11 protein-coding genes are annotated in these 15878 nt (G+C 47.4%); 3 read left to right on the forward strand and 8 right to left on the reverse strand.

Annotated features, from left to right (window positions below; genetic code table 11):
• The first annotated feature begins 19 nt into the window (after nt 1-19).
• From H70357_RS33230 to H70357_RS33240, 3 genes are all read left to right on the forward strand, one after another.
• Complete coding sequence (locus H70357_RS33230) at nt 20-586, forward strand: TetR/AcrR family transcriptional regulator (RefSeq protein ID WP_038598037.1); 567 nt, start codon at nt 20-22, stop codon at nt 584-586.
• Between the two features lie 61 nt (nt 587-647).
• A complete protein-coding gene (locus H70357_RS33235) occupies nt 648-2489 on the forward strand; it encodes an alpha/beta fold hydrolase (protein ID WP_038598038.1) in 1842 nt (613 codons plus the stop codon).
• Between the two features lie 54 nt (nt 2490-2543).
• Nucleotides 2544-3302, forward strand: a complete 759-nt coding sequence (locus H70357_RS33240) for an MBL fold metallo-hydrolase (protein ID WP_052092391.1) — start codon at nt 2544-2546, stop codon at nt 3300-3302.
• A 166-nt stretch (nt 3303-3468) separates the two neighbouring features.
• Here the strand turns inward: H70357_RS33240 and H70357_RS35575 are convergent, their stop codons facing one another.
• From H70357_RS35575 to H70357_RS33280, 8 genes are all read right to left on the reverse strand, one after another.
• On the reverse strand, nt 3469-7617 hold the full coding sequence (locus H70357_RS35575; RefSeq protein WP_052092392.1) for an S-layer homology domain-containing protein: 4149 nt from the start codon (nt 7615-7617) through the stop codon (nt 3469-3471).
• The gene (locus tag H70357_RS33250; protein ID WP_038598040.1) at nt 7614-9716 is read right to left on the reverse strand and encodes a GLUG motif-containing protein; all 2103 of its coding nucleotides are present in this window, start codon (nt 9714-9716) and stop codon (nt 7614-7616) included. The genes H70357_RS35575 and H70357_RS33250 overlap by 4 nt, the downstream gene beginning before the upstream one ends.
• Before the next feature lie 126 nt (nt 9717-9842).
• The gene (locus H70357_RS33255) at nt 9843-10940 is read right to left on the reverse strand and encodes a response regulator (protein ID WP_052092393.1); all 1098 of its coding nucleotides are present in this window, start codon (nt 10938-10940) and stop codon (nt 9843-9845) included.
• A 369-nt stretch (nt 10941-11309) separates the two neighbouring features.
• On the reverse strand, nt 11310-11981 hold the full coding sequence (locus H70357_RS33260; protein WP_038598042.1) for an MOSC domain-containing protein: 672 nt from the start codon (nt 11979-11981) through the stop codon (nt 11310-11312).
• Nucleotides 11982-11997: 16 nt separating this feature from the next.
• Entirely contained in the window at nt 11998-13236 is a 1239-nt protein-coding gene (locus H70357_RS33265) for an MDR family MFS transporter (protein ID WP_052092394.1), read from the reverse strand.
• A gap of 23 nt (nt 13237-13259) precedes the next feature.
• Complete coding sequence (locus H70357_RS33270) at nt 13260-13577, reverse strand: YciI family protein (protein WP_052092395.1); 318 nt, start codon at nt 13575-13577, stop codon at nt 13260-13262.
• Nucleotides 13578-13597: 20 nt separating this feature from the next.
• Complete coding sequence (locus H70357_RS33275) at nt 13598-14629, reverse strand: radical SAM/SPASM domain-containing protein (protein ID WP_038598043.1); 1032 nt, start codon at nt 14627-14629, stop codon at nt 13598-13600.
• A 26-nt stretch (nt 14630-14655) separates the two neighbouring features.
• Nucleotides 14656-15876, reverse strand: a complete 1221-nt coding sequence (locus H70357_RS33280; protein ID WP_038598044.1) for a M16 family metallopeptidase — start codon at nt 15874-15876, stop codon at nt 14656-14658.
• Nucleotides 15877-15878 lie beyond the last annotated feature (2 nt).

A 15878-nucleotide genomic window follows, 5' to 3' on the forward strand; every position in this document is an offset into this window, starting at 1 on the left:
TATGACAAAGGTGAAATTAATGAATCAAAAACGTGTGATTGAGGTCGCAGCAACATTATTTTTAGAAAAAGGATTTGCTTATACAAGTATGGATGAATTAGTGCGTGTAAGCAAAGTATCAAAATCTAATGTGTATTATCACTTTTCTGATAAGGAAAAATTGTTAGAAGGGGTCGTTGATTATTGGATTGAAACGTATCAGCGTGCCATTGATCAAATACTTTCTCAGAACCAATTATCAGTTGAAGATCGTGTCCAGATGTTTTTAGAGCATTTATCACAGGGAGTTCAGTCAAGAAAGTATAAGGGTAGTTGTCCATTTATTACTCTTTATATTCAAAGTCCTACACAAGCTACGCACATAAAAGAAAAAATAGGTCTCTTTTTTGCAGAATTACAAATAAAAGTATCTCTATTACTAAAACAAGGAGTAGAAAAAGGAGAGTTTAGAAGTACGATTCATATTGACGAGGTAGCGGCACTGTTTATAACGAATCTTGAAGGAGCGCTGTTTATTTCAGAAACATTGAAGGATGCAACTGTTATCACGAAAACAGCCAACCAATTTTTTAACTTGCTTCGATAAGAGAAGCATTTTTTTTACACTAAATTAGTACTGAATAGTACTAAACTGGAGAGTGGAAGATGTGAAGACAATATTTTTAACAGGTGGAACAGGCTTTATTGGGAGGCAATTAGTGAAGGAACTTCTTAAAGAGGATGTTATGATTTTTCTTTTAGTGAGGTCGAAAAGTAAAGCAACACGTACTTTTCAAGAAAAAGATATTTTAAACAAGGCAGCCCTGCACTTTATTGAAGGTGATTTGACGAAAACAGATTTAGGTTTAAGTGATGAAGATAAGGATAGAGTATTGGACACGGATGTTATTATTCATGCAGGTGGACAAATGGATATTCAAGCGACAAAGCAAGAGGCAACATCTGTATTTTTAAACGGGGCCAAGTATATCAGTGAATTCGCTAAAAGTATCCATCAATTGAAAGGCTTGCAGCAATTTATTCATGTAGTAGGATATATGAGCCCCTTTGATGATAATAATAGCAAGGTTGCGATTGATGTGTTTAAAGAAGGTCACGACTATTTGAAAATAAAAAACTCTTATGAAAGAACAAAATTTTTGGCAGATCTTTATATTCGCCAGCAGGCATCCGCAATAGGATATCCGCTTTCTGTGATTAATCCACCAACTGTAGTGGGCAGTAGTAAAACAGGGAGTACAGAGCAAACAGCAGGCTTAGGCTTGCTTGTGACGAGTATGCGAAGAGGGCTGATGCCAGTTATTCCTGGAGGCAAGGGGTATAAATTACCACTGATTTCAAACGATGAGCTAGCGAAGTTTATTGTTCAGGTTTTTAAGCAGGAGCAATCGTCTATTCAAACATATACACTTGTTCAAGACAAACAGCTTGATCCGGATATATCTGAATTATTAGACGTTATGTCAGAAAGTATGAATATGGCAGCACCTAAAATCTCTGTGCCCATTCATTTCATGAAGGCCCTTATGAAAAGTGGAATAAGTAAAATAACACAAATTCCATCTGATGGACTGAACTTTATAACAAATAGAAAGTTTTCAAATGATTCATCGAAAAAAATCATGGGAGAAGATTGGTTTAATAAGACGAGTGTAATGAATTTTTTCCCAGTCGTAGTAGCGGATTTGGATTACCGCTTGATGAATCAAAATGACCAGGATAATCATGCATTTGAACGAACCTTAATCGGAAACACTGTGATTTATCAAATACAAGGAGAGGGTAAGCCATTTATTTTATTACACGGTTTAATGAGTGATGGAGAGGATTTATTTCCTCTAGGACTAGAGCTTCATGAAAAAACTGGGCAACCTGTATGGATTCCAGATCTTCCAGGTTTAGGACGTTCCCCTTTTAAACGAGAGAAAAATCTTCTGGATCTCTATTTAAATTTAGTGAAAGAGTTATTGGGAAAAGCTACTAATGGTGCACATTGGATTGGCCATTCTTTCGGAGCGGTTATTCTGCTGGAAGCATTAGTGCGAGAGTACATAGATACGAGGAATACTATTACTTTACTTCAGCCCCCTGTTGCGAAAAGAAATTCCAAATCGTTTAATGCTCCTCAATTTATGAACAAATGGGCATTGAAGTTAGCAACCGCTAATTCAATAGAACGTTATTTAATTGGTAATGGTCTGTTTGAAAATAGGGTGAACATTCCGAAACATTATATTGCAAAAGTAAGCAGCAGCTTTACTTCGCCTAGAATTTTAAATACAACTCTTCAGCTAAACCGTTTTCTATCGAAAGACTATCAGGGTGATTTCACCAAAGTACCAAGGTATGATCTTCATATTATTTGGGGAGATCATGATAGAAGCTATTCTGCTCCATTACATCTTGGTAAGGTTGATGTTGTTCCATATGGTCATCATTTTCCTCTTAGCCATCCGAGGGAGACGGCTTCCTTCATACTACGAAATTAATATGATATTTTCAAAATGGACCTGTCGGCATTTAAATTAGAGGAGTTGTCTAGTATGCTCATTTCAGTTCAACATATTCGGCACGCTACATCAATTTTAACCATAAACAGTAAACGTATACTGGTTGATCCGATGTTGAGTGAGGTCGGCGAACTTTCGCCTGTGCCTTTAACTCGAAATTATCGAAGAAACCCATTAACCCCATTGCCTGTTCCACTCCACCTTTTTGAGGATGTGGATGCCATTCTGTTAACACATCGTCACTTTGATCATTGGGATAAAAAGGCCATTTCCATTCTCAATAAAAATATACCTGTGTTTTGTCAGCCTAAAGACCAAGCTTCCGTGCGATCTGCTGGGTTCTTGAGAGCAACACCAGTCAATAATTCTTTTGAGTGGGAAGGTATTCAGATGAAACGAATTGCGGGGCAACATGCTCTAGGGCTTTCTGGCAAGTTACTCGGGCCGGTTTCCGGTTTTATCTTGAATATAATGAAAGAAGGCTCTATTTATATCGTTGGTGACTGTATTTATACACCTGCTATTGAAGCGGCTTTTCGTAAGTACAGTCCGGATATTGCAATTTTGAATACAGCGGAGGCGGAGATGATATGGGGAACCGTGATCACCATGACACGTGAAGATATCGCTCGCATAGCCCGATTGTCACCGAGGACCAAGCTCCTTGCCGTACATCTGAATACCATCAATCACTGTAAATTGAGCCAAAATCAGCTTACCAAGTTCCTGAAGGAACAACATCTGGAGGATTCCGTTTGGGTTCCTGAAGATGGAGAGGTCGTTTCTTTTTGACTCTCCTTTCCCTTTGGCAAAATTAAGAATGAGTGTATACGCCGCGAGGGCGAGAAGGTCAGCGATATGTATAAGGATCATGTAGATGTAATAATACCAATTAAAAAGGTATCCATGGGGCTATGTAACATAGCCCCATGGATACCTCTGATAAGAATCCCGCCTCTTATATCAGACCGGATTTTTGCAGCAGCCGCTTCACCGTGACTGCAACCTCTGCCCTTGATATAGGCGCTTCAGGTTCGAGTCGGTGATCGCTTCGTCCCAACACAATTCCCGCCTGCAAAATGTCGGTAATGCTTGTCGCTGCCCAGGCTGATACATGACTTGAATCCACGAAAGAACTCAGCAGTTCTTCCCCGTTATTAGTCTGAAGATTTGACTTCAGTCCTGTAATTTTTATCGCTTTGGCCAAAATAACCATCGCTTGCTCCCGCGTTATCTTCTCCAACGGACGGAAGGTTCCGTCCTCAAAGCCGTTAATCAGATTATACGAATGCGCTGTACTAATAAAGCTGCTATACCAATCGGCCGACTTCACATCCGAGAATGGAATCGTACTATTATCCGTCTTCAATCCCAGTCCGCGAACGATAATCGCTGCAAATTCTGCGCGAGTAATGTCTTGGTCGGGATCAAAATCTCCATTCCCAATCCCGTTAATGATCATCCGGGATCCCATATCATTGACGGCCTCTTTCGCCCAGTGGTGCTCAACGTCCTTGTAGGAAATAGGGTGCCAGATAACAGAATACGTACTGTTCGTTAAGCTGTTGATCTTCGCGTAATACGTCCCGCCATTGAGAATGACTTGTGTAGGCACATGGCGAACCGTTCCATCCGGGTCAATGACAACGGCTGTAGTCACTCGGTTAGGATCCACCCCTTCAGGAATGGCTATGGTCCGTTCCACATAAGCATTGAACTTGGCGACATCCACCGTCTCTCCGCCATATGTGGCCGTGACGGTAAAATCAATTGGAGGAGCAACCAGTTCAAATGCCCCTTTCTCCGACTCTGACTGCACAAGCTTAGCCATCTCTGCGGCAGGTGTGGCAATTTTGACCTGCACCTTAATATCCTGCAGAGAAACCTCGCTGCCAATCAGTTGAGATACAGCATCGATGTTGATTTGAATGGCCGGTAGAGTGTAAGAAGCGTTTTTCGTCTGGATGACGAGCTTCGCCTGCTGGTTCTCCATGTTTTTGATCATTTGGCCATTCAGCTCACCGATCACAATGTTGGCTTCCGCATTGACCGGAACGATTACGGTCGCGCCCCTGCCTTCCGCCGCCAGTTTATCCTCCAGTTTTTTCTGGTCGATCGTCACGGTAATCACTTTCAAATCGCCGATCTGACTTGTCACTGCGATGCCCGCCCGCTCAGCAACACCGTTAACCAACACGTCAACACCCGTATTTGGGGCAGAAGTGGCAGTAGGTACAGAAGGTGCTGTTTCAGTTGGTGCAGACGTTGATGGAGCTGGCTCTACAACGGTCACTTTAGCGGTGGAGCTCGTTACCGATGCCGTTTTCTCGCCTGTCTTGCTGTTATCTGTGTTGGTCACCACAACGTAGTAGTAGGTTGTGCCTACAGCACTCGTTGGCGCGGTGAACGCCGCGCTCGTTTCGCCCGTCAGCGGCGTGCCGCCTGTCATGCTGTTCTCCGTATTGCTGTACCATTGGTAGCTCAGCGTGCCACCAGCTGTTGCCGTAACGCTTAGATCGGCTGTGCCGCCCACGCTCACCATCCGGTCTTCCGGCTGTCCGGAGATCGCCGGAGCTTCTGCGTTCGTCAGAGAGTTGACAGCCACTTTAGCCACGTTGCTCATTGCCGACGCCGTTCTCTCGCCAGTCTTGCTGTTGTCAGTATTAGTCACTACGACGTAGTAATAGGTTGTGCCTCCAACATTCGTTGGCGCGGAGAATGTCGCGTGCGTCTCGTCAGTAAGCAACGTGCCGCCTGTCGTGCTGTTCTCCGTATTGCTGTACCATTGGTAGCTCAGCGTGCCACCAGCTGTAGCCGTAACGATTAAATCGGCTGTGCCGCCCACGCTCACCGTCCGGTCTTCCGGCTGTCCAGAGATTGACGGTGCTTCCGCGTTCGTCAGGGAGTTAACGGTCACCTTGGCTACGGAACTCGTAGTCAAAGCCGTCTTCACACCTGTCTTGCTATTATCTGTGTTCTTCACCACGACATAGTAGTAGGTTGTGCCGACCATATTCGTCGGCGCAGAGAACGACGCATGCGTTTCGCCCGCCAGCGGCGTGCCGTCTGCCGTGCTGTTCTCCGTATTGCTGTACCATTGGTAGCTCAGCGTGCCACCAGCTGTTGCCGTAACGCTTAGCTCAGCTGTACCGCCCAAGCTCACCGTCCGGTCTTCCGGCTGCCCGGAAATCGCCGGGGCTTCTGCGTTCGTCAGGGAGTTGACCGTCACCTTCGCTACGGAACTCGTAGTCAAAGCCGTCTTCTGGCCTGTCTTGCTGTTGTCTGTGTTGGTCACTACAACGTAGTAATAGGCTGTGCCGACCATGTTCGTCGGCGCAGAGAACGATGCATGCGTTTCGCCCGCCAGCGGCGTGCCATCTGCCGCGCTGTTCTCTGTATTGCTGTACCACTGGTAGCTCAGCGTGCCACCAGCTGTTGCCGTAACGCTTAGCTCAGCTGTGCCGCCCACGCTCACCGTCCGGTCTTCCGGCTGTCCGGAGATCGCCGGGGCTTCTGCATTCGTCAGGGAGTTGACTGTCACCTTCGCTACGGAACTTGTAGTCGACGCCGTCTTCACACCTGTCTTGCTATTATCCGTGTTCTTCACCACGACATAGTAGTAGGTTGTGCCGACTATGTGCGTCGGCGCAGAGAACGACGCGTGCGTTTCGCCCGCCAGTGGCGTGCCGTCTGCCGTGCTGTTCTCCGTATTGCTGTACCACTGGTAGCTCAGCGTGCCACCAGCTGTTGCCGTAACGCTTAGCTCAGCTGTGCCGCCCACGCTCACCGTCCGGTCTTCCGGCTGTCCGGAGATCGCCGGGGCTTCTGCATTCGTCAGGGAGTTGACTGTCACCTTCGCTACGGAACTTGTAGTCGACGCCGTCTTCACACCTGTCTTGCTATTATCCGTGTTCTTCACCACGACATAGTAGTAGGTTGTGCCGACTATGTGCGTCGGCGCAGAGAACGACGCGTGCGTTTCGCCCGCCAGTGGCGTGCCGTCTGCCGTGCTGTTCTCCGTATTGCTGTACCACTGGTAGCTCAGCGTGCCACCAGCTGTTGCCGTAACGCTTAGCTCAGCTGTGCCGCCTACGCTCGCCGTCCGGTCTCCCGGCTGCCCGGAGATTGCCGGGGCTTCCGCATTCGTCAGGGAGTTGACGGTTACCTTGCCGGGAACAAAGGTTTTCTCCATTTCAACTATATGTGTATCCACAAAGGTGAAATGCTGCAGATCATTTGGATTGCTCACGGTGACAGTCTTGTCGCCTATTGACGCATTCTCCTTAATTTTGAAAGAAACAATAAACAAACTATCACCAGCTTTGACCGCGTTATCGCCGCCGCTGATATCTGCCCATGCTGCTTTTAGCCAACCTTCCTCGTCACTTTGGGTATACATGAAAAAATCGCCGGATGCCCCAACAATGTTCTCTACTTCAAGCGCAGCCGAATCATAATCAAGCTGTAACCCGTAAGCTCCAGCAGACCCCGAGGATTCCAGAACGGTCACCGGTACATCTACCGTTTCTCCTGGAATTCCGGATGCAGTTCCAATTCCAACTTTTATGGTTTCCGAAATAGGAGCCACACTCACTGTACCAGGTGTCACGCTCGTAATATTACGCCACAAATCATCATCTTCCGTATAAGTGCCGGAGACAATTTTTACATCTGAGTTTATAGTGCCTGCCGTCTCTTTGATTTTGAAATGCATGACGAAGACCTCTTGCTTTACCGAAAGAAAAAACGATCCCCCGAAATATCCGGCATATACATTAATCGTCCCGCTAATATTTGCGTCAGCATTAAAAAACATAGAGGCTGCTTTATCTGTCACCGGATTTGCAAATACCGGTTCAAGGACATTCGGATCATAAGATAATTGCATCATATACTGCAATACTGAATAGTCTCCCGGATCCACTGTAACCGCCACATCCACCGTATCCCCCGGAGCCCCGGAGACACTGGAAACCTTGGCCGAGACCGGAGTAGCAGGAGTCGCTTGAACGATGGAACCGAAGGGAACCAGCAGCAAGCATAAGACCAGGAATAGTGAAAAGGTTTGTCTGATATAGCTTGCCGTGCCATTGATGCGGTTTATCATGATTTCGCTCCTCCCAGGTAAATCGCCATAATCTTTTGTACATCAGTGTTGTTGAGAACCCCATCGTTATTCATATCCAGGGCATTAAATTGCTCGGGTGTCAGCGTGATCTTGCCTGTCAGATATTGCGTAATCATCAGGGCATCTGCGGGAGTAATCAGTCCATCCCCATTGGCATCGCCCTTGATGATCACTTTAGCAACCACCTGCTTAACAGTGAAGGTCTTACCCGCCATATGATCCGCCGTTACGGTAACTGTTGCGTTGTAGGTTCCCAAAGGCAAACCATCAATCGCCTTAACGGTAAACGTAGTTGCAGGCGTTCCGTCGTTCAATGTAGTTGCCGCCGGTCCGGCAATCTCAAAGTTGCCTGCATCGGCTCCGCTCAAGCTCGCAGCCAAATTCGTCAAATCCCCTGTACCTGTTCTGGTAACGGTTATGGTCCCTGTTTCCTGGGTTCCCGGTGCATAGCCTGCCGTTAACCCCGCCAACGTCTGATTCCCCAGTGTGCCGATTGTATACGTCAGTGCGGTCCACTTTGCATAGAGCTTGGCATTAGCCGTCCCTATATTGAAGGTATCACCGGCTTTATAAACCGCCCCATTCCCAGCAGCGTCCATACTCCACCCCGCAAAGGTATACCCATCCCTCACAAGACCTCCATCATTGCCCAATACCGTAACTATACTGTTGTCCAGATAACGGCTGCTGTCTGTAGGTACTCCCCCTGTCGTACTTCCATTACCCTCATACGTGACGGTATAGGACCGTACATACGGACGGAGTTTCGGGTATTCCATACCCTCATTGATTAACCAGACAGAATTAAAATCCCATCCGCTAAAAGTAGCAGCACTCATCAGTTCAGCCGTTGTCTTCGGCTCACCCATTCCATTGTCGATTTGTCCGGCGATGTCCGAGTTATAGTAACTGCCGGTGACCTTTTTCCAGCCGTCCATACCCACCAGAGGGCCATTGCTGCCGTTTCCGTTCCCTGATACTTGTCCGGCCGCGTAGCTGTTTTTAATTTCGCCTGAATTACTCCCTACCAGGCCGCCAAAAAGCGTGCTGGTAGCGTTCCCTGTGATCTGAACATTTGCATAACTATTGATAATTTTTCCAGAGTAAAATCTGCCTACCAAACCGCCGGCATACGGAAAACTGCCTCCTTCAACGGTGATATGGCCGCTGGCATAACTCTTCTCAATAATTCCTCCCCCAGCCCCTAGCAGGCCGCCAACGTGAGTACCGTCCTTAGAGAATACATCGCCTGTTGCATAACTGTATTCAATAAGGTTTGAGTTACTGCTGCCAATTAGGCCGCCAAGATAAAAACTATTGTTGTTTGTTCCCCTTACATCGCCGCTGGCGTGGCTGTTCGTGACGTTGCCTCCCCAGTCAAGGTACCCGATCAAACCGCCAATATTAGCTCCGGTTCCTGTCACGTTACCACTGGCAGCGTTGTCAGTCATAGGCGCCCAACTGGCGTACTGTCCAATCAGACCGCCCAGGTTGGCATATCCTTGGACCGTTACATTTGCAGAGCTTCCGTTCACGACAGCTGAATTTTCAGATTTCCCTACCAGACCGCCGACATGACGATAGCCCGTCATCGTACCGCTAGCGCTGCTATTCTCCACCTTGCCATAATTGATATATCCCACTAAACTTCCGGTATAGTCATACCCGATTATATTTACGCCTGACAAATGAACATTGCGAATCTGCCCGACTGTACTTACATAACCGAATAATCCGATGTAGGATTCAGCAGGCCTAATAATAGTTAAACCTGTAATCGTATAGCCGTTCCCGTCAAAGCCGCCTCTGAAGTTGCTGTTGTTATTCCCGATCGGTATCCAGTTTCCATAACTGCTTAGATTGATATCACTACCAAGCTTATAATAAGAACTCAAGCCGTTACGTACATTGTTAAGCTGTGTCGCCGTCGTAATGATATACGGATCAGCCGCTGTCCCCGTACCTGCACCCGCTGCTTTGACTGCGCTTGGCAACCATGCCAGAGAAGACAGTATTGTCACCGTAACAAATATAACAGCGATAACAACGGATAGTTTTTTCATTATTTTTTCATTCATCTTCCAATGATCCCCTCCTTGTTGTAAAAAAAATTGTAACAATCCATTCTCACAAAACACTAACAGACATTATTCGACAACAAAAAAAGGATTTCGCCCTCTTTTTGAGGTCCGAAATCCTGAATTTCATCGCAAATCTGCATATAATTGTCTCAACACTTCCGGAGGTTCTACGCCCAACTCCCCTTTGAAGCTTTTTTCCATTTTCTCATAGTGTGTAAAGAATGCTGTTCTATCATGTAAATGTATATAAGTCCTTAGAAGAATTTCATGCGCCTCACCATCAAAGGGTACGTAGCTGAGCACAGATTGGAGGACTTCAACCGCCTCGTGATATTGGCGTTTTTCCAAATGCCATTTCGCCAATTTTTTGGAGAGGCTGGCAAAATACCGGGACATCCTCTCCCGCTCCGCCTCGCACCAGGGATAATCCCTGTTTCCGAAGAGCGATCCTTTATAGAGCTGAACCGCCTTCGTTAAGGCTTCAATATTGCCGTTGTCCATCTTAACCGTATGGGTAACGGCTTGCTCAAACATGACGTAATCACAAATATCCTCGCATTCCATCCGGTAGGACCCCCGCTGGGAGGAAATACGCACTCCAATTCCGGTATCCCGCAGCGTCTTCTTCATCCGGTACACTGCCGTGTGCAGATTATGATCGCTTTTCTCCGGCGAGTGAACTTCCGGCCACAGACTGTCGCACAGCGTCCATTTGGAAATATACGTATTCCGGTGTACCAGCAAATAGGCAAATAGCTCTTCCGCCTTAGCAGTAGGGAAGCGAATGGGTTCCGCATGATCCGCTTTGTATATTTCAAAGCCTCCGAAACATACAATCCGGGAAGCAGCAGTTGCCGCTTTTGCGGGGGCTGTCCCTGTTCTTCTTTTCAATACTCTATCTATGGTACGATGCAGCAAGTCCGGCACCACCGGCTTTAATAAATAATCCAGCGCATTCACCCCGAAAGCCTCCAGGGCATATTCACGATAAGCGGTAACAAACACGACCTCGATGTCTTCCTGCAGCTCCAGCAAACGGGCGGCCAGCTCCAACCCATTCATCTCCGGCATCTCGATATCCAGAAAAACCAGATCAGGCCTGAGTCCCTTTATATCCTTGAGCAGCTCCGAAGGGTCCATATATGCGCCAACCACCTGCACATCGTCTCTTCCCCCGATCACTTTGTTCAGCACGTTCAACGCAGGCTTTTCATCATCCAATAAGACAATCCTTAGCATCGAACATCACTTGTTTCCTTATGAAATGGAAATCCCGTCTCTTGAGGCCTTCGTTCAAAGTTGGGCACTTGTCCATTCCCCCTCCCTGCTCTCTCCATATTCAGACCCGCTTATAAAAAACGGGCAGTCTAGCCGCATTATGCTACTATTACCCGAATAATTTCCGGGCAATCTTCTATACCCTTCAACCGGATACGCCTCGAAAAACCTATACAACAAGTTTCGACAATTATCGTCAAAAATCCTTTCCCGCCTCGCACAGGATTTAATGTTGAAAATTTCGCACAAAAAAACGCCTTCGCAGCTCTAACTGTGAAGGCGTTTTTGGTGCGATCGAAGCAGCTTCTCAATTTACATCCCTTGCAGCCTGTTCGTAGAATCCTCATAATGCCCTGCCAGCCTTAACTTGAAAGTGGTTCTAACGCTTGGCGACAAAGCCTCCACCTGTAAAATGGCCGTGAGCAGCTCTTTATTCCGTATATCCTTATACATAACATCATTGACCCTTGCAATGGAGATTTGAGAGGGATGAGTTTTGGAGCAAACGAATTGGCTCTCCATGCTAACCCAACCTTCCTGCAGAACACGCATGAGAAAACCGGTTCTCCCCAGATTTTGAAAAAGGAGCGGCAGTTGAGGGTTGCCAAACTTTTTAGCCAGCTTATGACATGGGGGGCGGGGCTGGGTAACCTCAAGCAACGCCTCCCCCCACATAAAAATATCGCCGATATGTACTTCCGATTCCCTCATACCCCGTACTGTAAGATTTTCTCCGAAGGAACCAAAGGGAAGCTCCATGCATAGCTCCTGTTCCCAGTCATCGTAATATTCTTCAGGATAAGCGCAAACCGCTTTGTCTAGTCCACCATGTCTGATTTTATTCGCCTGTTCATCTCCTTGCAAACCTAGAACGGATAAGAACACCTGGTCTTTTGTTGGCTTCTTCGTGATCGCAGACAATACGCGTTTCCCTTCACATTCAATCCATCCGGCTTTTCCAATGTTCACAGAACAGATTTGCATTCTGATTCCACTCTCCTTAAACCGCTGTATCCGTCTGCAGCTCCTTTTGCATTAGAGCGACTTTCTGATTCTGTGCATTACGGATTAGTTGATAGATGGCCACTCCACAGAGAACCAGCAGACCAGCCACAAGCGAAAACATCATTCCCCCGCCAAAATACTCAAAGATCAGTCCGAAGCAAATGGGGCCGAGGATTTTGGGGATTTGCATATATAAGCCAAAGATAGAGTTATATCTTCCTCTCATGCCTGCAGGTGCGGCAATGGAAACATATTTTTGCAAATGGATGATGCCTATAATTTCGCCTACGGTAAAAATCAGCTCCGTGACCACTAATACGAGGAAAGATGCAGCAAATCCATAACCCAGACTTACGATGGCAAACAGCACATAACTTATCAATATCATGGACTGCGGTGATTTGTTTTCCGTCTTCTTTGGCAGCCAGACCATGAGCAGAATCACAACAATAGAATTAATCGTCATAAGTCCGGCAAAGATGGAGGATGCGTTAGAAAAGTTTGTTTTCAGATGCAGCGGAAGAGTGGTTTCCACCTGTGAGTACAGTAATCCCACAGGAAGCGCGAACAAGGTCAACAGGTACAACAATCTATGTTCCCGGTATGGAAGTCTGGTCGAATGGGCCGCAGGCTTATCGGGCTGCAGGACCTCTTCCGGTCGTGTCTCCGGCACCTTCCACCAAATGAGCAAAGCAAACAAAACAAAAGAAGCCGAACAAATCACAAAGATAACACTCTGGTTCAATAGATACACGGCCAAGCCCAGCAAAGGCCCCAGCGCACCGCCAACATTGACTGCACCATGAATAAGGGCAAAGGCTTCCGCACGTTTCTCCTCGGGAACAATGTCAGAAATCTGGGCATTGGCTGCTGGCAGAAACATCGGCATCCCCATGCCCCCAAGTACAGAAATCAGAATCAGCATCCACAGGGTATCGGCAAATATAAAACCAAGCATGGACAAAGCCTGAATAGCCAATGATACAAGCATAACCGGCTTGCGCCCGTAACGGTCAGCCAGCCCCCCGCCCCAGAAGCTGAGCATAATTCCCGCCAGCGGTTGAAGACCTACAACCAGCAGAGGCATCAGCACAGTTCCACCAAGCTTATCCGAAATATAAAAAATGAGAAAAGGCCGGATCATAAATGTAGTTAATGCACATAATCCGGTTCCAAACACTCGAATCCATAGTATGGGGTCATGTCGTCTAAAATAAGAAAACGTAAGCCGCATGAAAGAATCAACCTCTCTTCATTCTATTCAACAATGCCCATATGTCCGTTACTCTCAAGCGACAACTCCCAGGTGCGCAATTCATAATTCTCTTTGCCCGAAAGGACATAAGGATCACGCTCTGCTATCTGCACCGCTTCTTCTCTGGACGCAGCGCGGATAATGACCATACCGCCGGCATAATCCGTAAACGGCCCGCACAATACCAGCTTCCCCTCCCGGTCAAGCTCCCGTAAATGGTTTACATGGGCGCGAATGAGTTCAAGACTCATTTTTTCATTCGTTGCATGGCTGAGCAAAATAACATAACGAATATCTTCATCTCTGGTAACATAGCTCATTTGTACATTCCCCTTTTTTATTAGACTGTGATCCGATCTGCAGACTCTGGTGTGGAATGCAGCCAGCAGTGCGTATCATCAGCTAAATAGTCGTGATACAGGCCATAAGCAACCCCGCGGCAGCCCCCGCATTTTTCCCGAATTCCGCATTGTCCGCAGTTTCCGCCCAGGTTGCTCCGGTCACGCAATTGCTGGATAACAGGCGAGCTGTCCCAAATCTCTTTTAAGGGGCGCTCATGGACATTGCCTAAATGTACCGGAAGCATAACACAGGGAGTGACCCAACCATCTGCAGAAATATACCCTTGCGCCATACCGGCTTGGCAGCCTCGGAAGCCCTCCTGGCAGGCTAAAGTGGGATCAACCAAAGCCATTTGCGCCAAGTGGCTGCTGAACTTCATACGCCCTTTAAGCTGCTCCCTCTTGTTCACCCACAGCATCGCCAATGATTTCCATTGCTCGGGAAGCAAGTCCATGCTTTGACTTCCCCGGCCTACAGGCACGAACTGGGACAGATTGAACAGATGAACTCCTTTGGATAAGGCAAATTCAATGACCTGCTCGGTATGATGCACATTTTCCTTGTGGGGAGTAAAGCAGATATGTGTCTGGAGTCCTGACTCCAGAGAAGCATCAATGGCACGTTCCACACGATTAAACAGCCCCTTCAGCCCTCTCACTTCATCATGCGTCTGGCCTATGCCATCGAGGCTGATCTGGATGCGCTGAAGTCCTAACCCTCTTAATTCCTTCGCTCTTTTCAGATTCAGACCCCAGCCGTTGGTTCCCAGACCCACCTGCATATGATGATGAACGGCATGCTCGATGATCTGTTCGATATCCGCCCGAAGCAGCGGCTCTCCGCCAGATAAGGCCAAATCAATACAACCCATATCCGCCAGCTCGTCAATTAACTGCAAAGCCCGCGCCTGATCCAGTTCTCCCGGAAGACAGGTTCCAGAGCTTGACGAGCAATGTATGCAGTGGGCATTACACAAATTAGTAACCGACCAGACCATATGTACAGGATAGCGGAACCATTCCTCCACCATGTTTAGACCAGCTCCGTTTCTTGTGATTATCCGTATATTTCAAAGCACTCCTGGTTGTTAAAGTACTGCGCAATTATATTTTGAAGGTCACCTATACTGATCTGATCAATGAATGTCAGGAGTTCGTCCAGAGGAACCATACGTCTATGACGCATCCAGGCCTGGGCAATTGAGACCGAACGGCTGTGGGATACGGAAGCATCCAGGGCCATTTGTGTTTTTACTTTTTGCTTGGCACGGTTGTATTCGCGTGGTGTGATCCTTCCAGCCTCCATCTGGCGCAGCTCGGCCAGCATCTTTTCTCGGATCGCCTCCAGCTGAGCTGCCCTTGCCAAACCGTAGATTTTGAACAGTCCTTTGCCGCCCAATACGGAGTATACACAGGTGATCTGCTGGGCGAATCCAGGGGCAACGATCACATTATAGAACCTTGAGCCGATGTAATTATCGTCGCCCAGCAAGGTACATAGCAAATGGACTGCGTAATGTTCTTTATCTTCAAGCGGCGGGAGACTCCAGGCCCATACTGAGTAACATAGCTCTGCACGCTTTTGCGAAAGGTTAACCACCGCAGGTTGTGCCATTAGAGGCTGTTCAAGCCCGACCGGAAGCATAGGCTCCTCCCAATCCTGTAAAGCTTGCAGGCAGGACTCCAGGCCGCTGCATTTCTCAAGGCTGCCGGAAATCACCAGCAGAATATTGGAGGGAATATAATGCCGCCGGTGAAATTGTCTAAGCTCCAGAGCGCTCAGTTTTAGAATATCTTCATCGAGACCAATCAGCAGTTTGCCGAGACGTCCCGGATACACGTATTGATGGAGCGCATGAGTGAGTCTGCTCCGCGGTTCCTCTAATTGTCTTGATAATTCTTTGCGGATAATATTCTGTTCCAGACCAAAATCTTCTTCCCGCAATAGAGGCTGACGAATCATATCCACTAATGGAAAAAAGATTCCGGGCAATTCTTCAGGGGTGGAACGGCTGTAGAAGCAAGTATATTCCCAGGTGGTAAAAGCATTCATAGTCCCTGTCATTTGAGTGAACTCGGGACTCATGGCTCCCTTCGGATAGAGCAGCGACCCCCGAAAAAGCAGATGCTCCAGCGCATGTGCTATACCTGTCTGTTTCGGGGACTCATGTCTTGCCCCGCTCAGTACAAAAAATCCGGCCGTCACACTTGCCATTGAAGGCATATCCTCCGTGATTACGTTCAGACCATTTGGATACTTCCACTGCGAGTAGGCCATAA

This window comes from Paenibacillus sp. FSL H7-0357 (assembly GCF_000758525.1).
Taxonomy (GTDB): domain Bacteria; phylum Bacillota; class Bacilli; order Paenibacillales; family Paenibacillaceae; genus Paenibacillus_AQ.

Bases quoted from the DNA above. Each gene is read 5' to 3' on its own strand.
- H70357_RS33275 (WP_038598043.1), bottom strand. From the start codon at position 14,629: ATGGTGGAGGAATGGTTCCGCTATCCTGTACATATGGTCTGGTCGGTT.
- H70357_RS33270 (WP_052092395.1), bottom strand. From the start codon at position 13,577: ATGAGCTATGTTACCAGAGATGAAGATATTCGTTATGTTATTTTGCTC.
- H70357_RS33265 (WP_052092394.1), bottom strand. From the start codon at position 13,236: ATGCGGCTTACGTTTTCTTATTTTAGACGACATGACCCCATACTATGG.
- H70357_RS33260 (WP_038598042.1), bottom strand. From the start codon at position 11,981: ATGCAAATCTGTTCTGTGAACATTGGAAAAGCCGGATGGATTGAATGT.
- H70357_RS33280 (WP_038598044.1), bottom strand. From the start codon at position 15,876: ATGGCCTACTCGCAGTGGAAGTATCCAAATGGTCTGAACGTAATCACG.
- H70357_RS35575 (WP_052092392.1), bottom strand. From the start codon at position 7,617: ATGATAAACCGCATCAATGGCACGGCAAGCTATATCAGACAAACCTTT.
- H70357_RS33240 (WP_052092391.1), top strand. From the start codon at position 2,544: ATGCTCATTTCAGTTCAACATATTCGGCACGCTACATCAATTTTAACC.
- H70357_RS33250 (WP_038598040.1), bottom strand. From the start codon at position 9,716: ATGAATGAAAAAATAATGAAAAAACTATCCGTTGTTATCGCTGTTATA.
- H70357_RS33230 (WP_038598037.1), top strand. From the start codon at position 20: ATGAATCAAAAACGTGTGATTGAGGTCGCAGCAACATTATTTTTAGAA.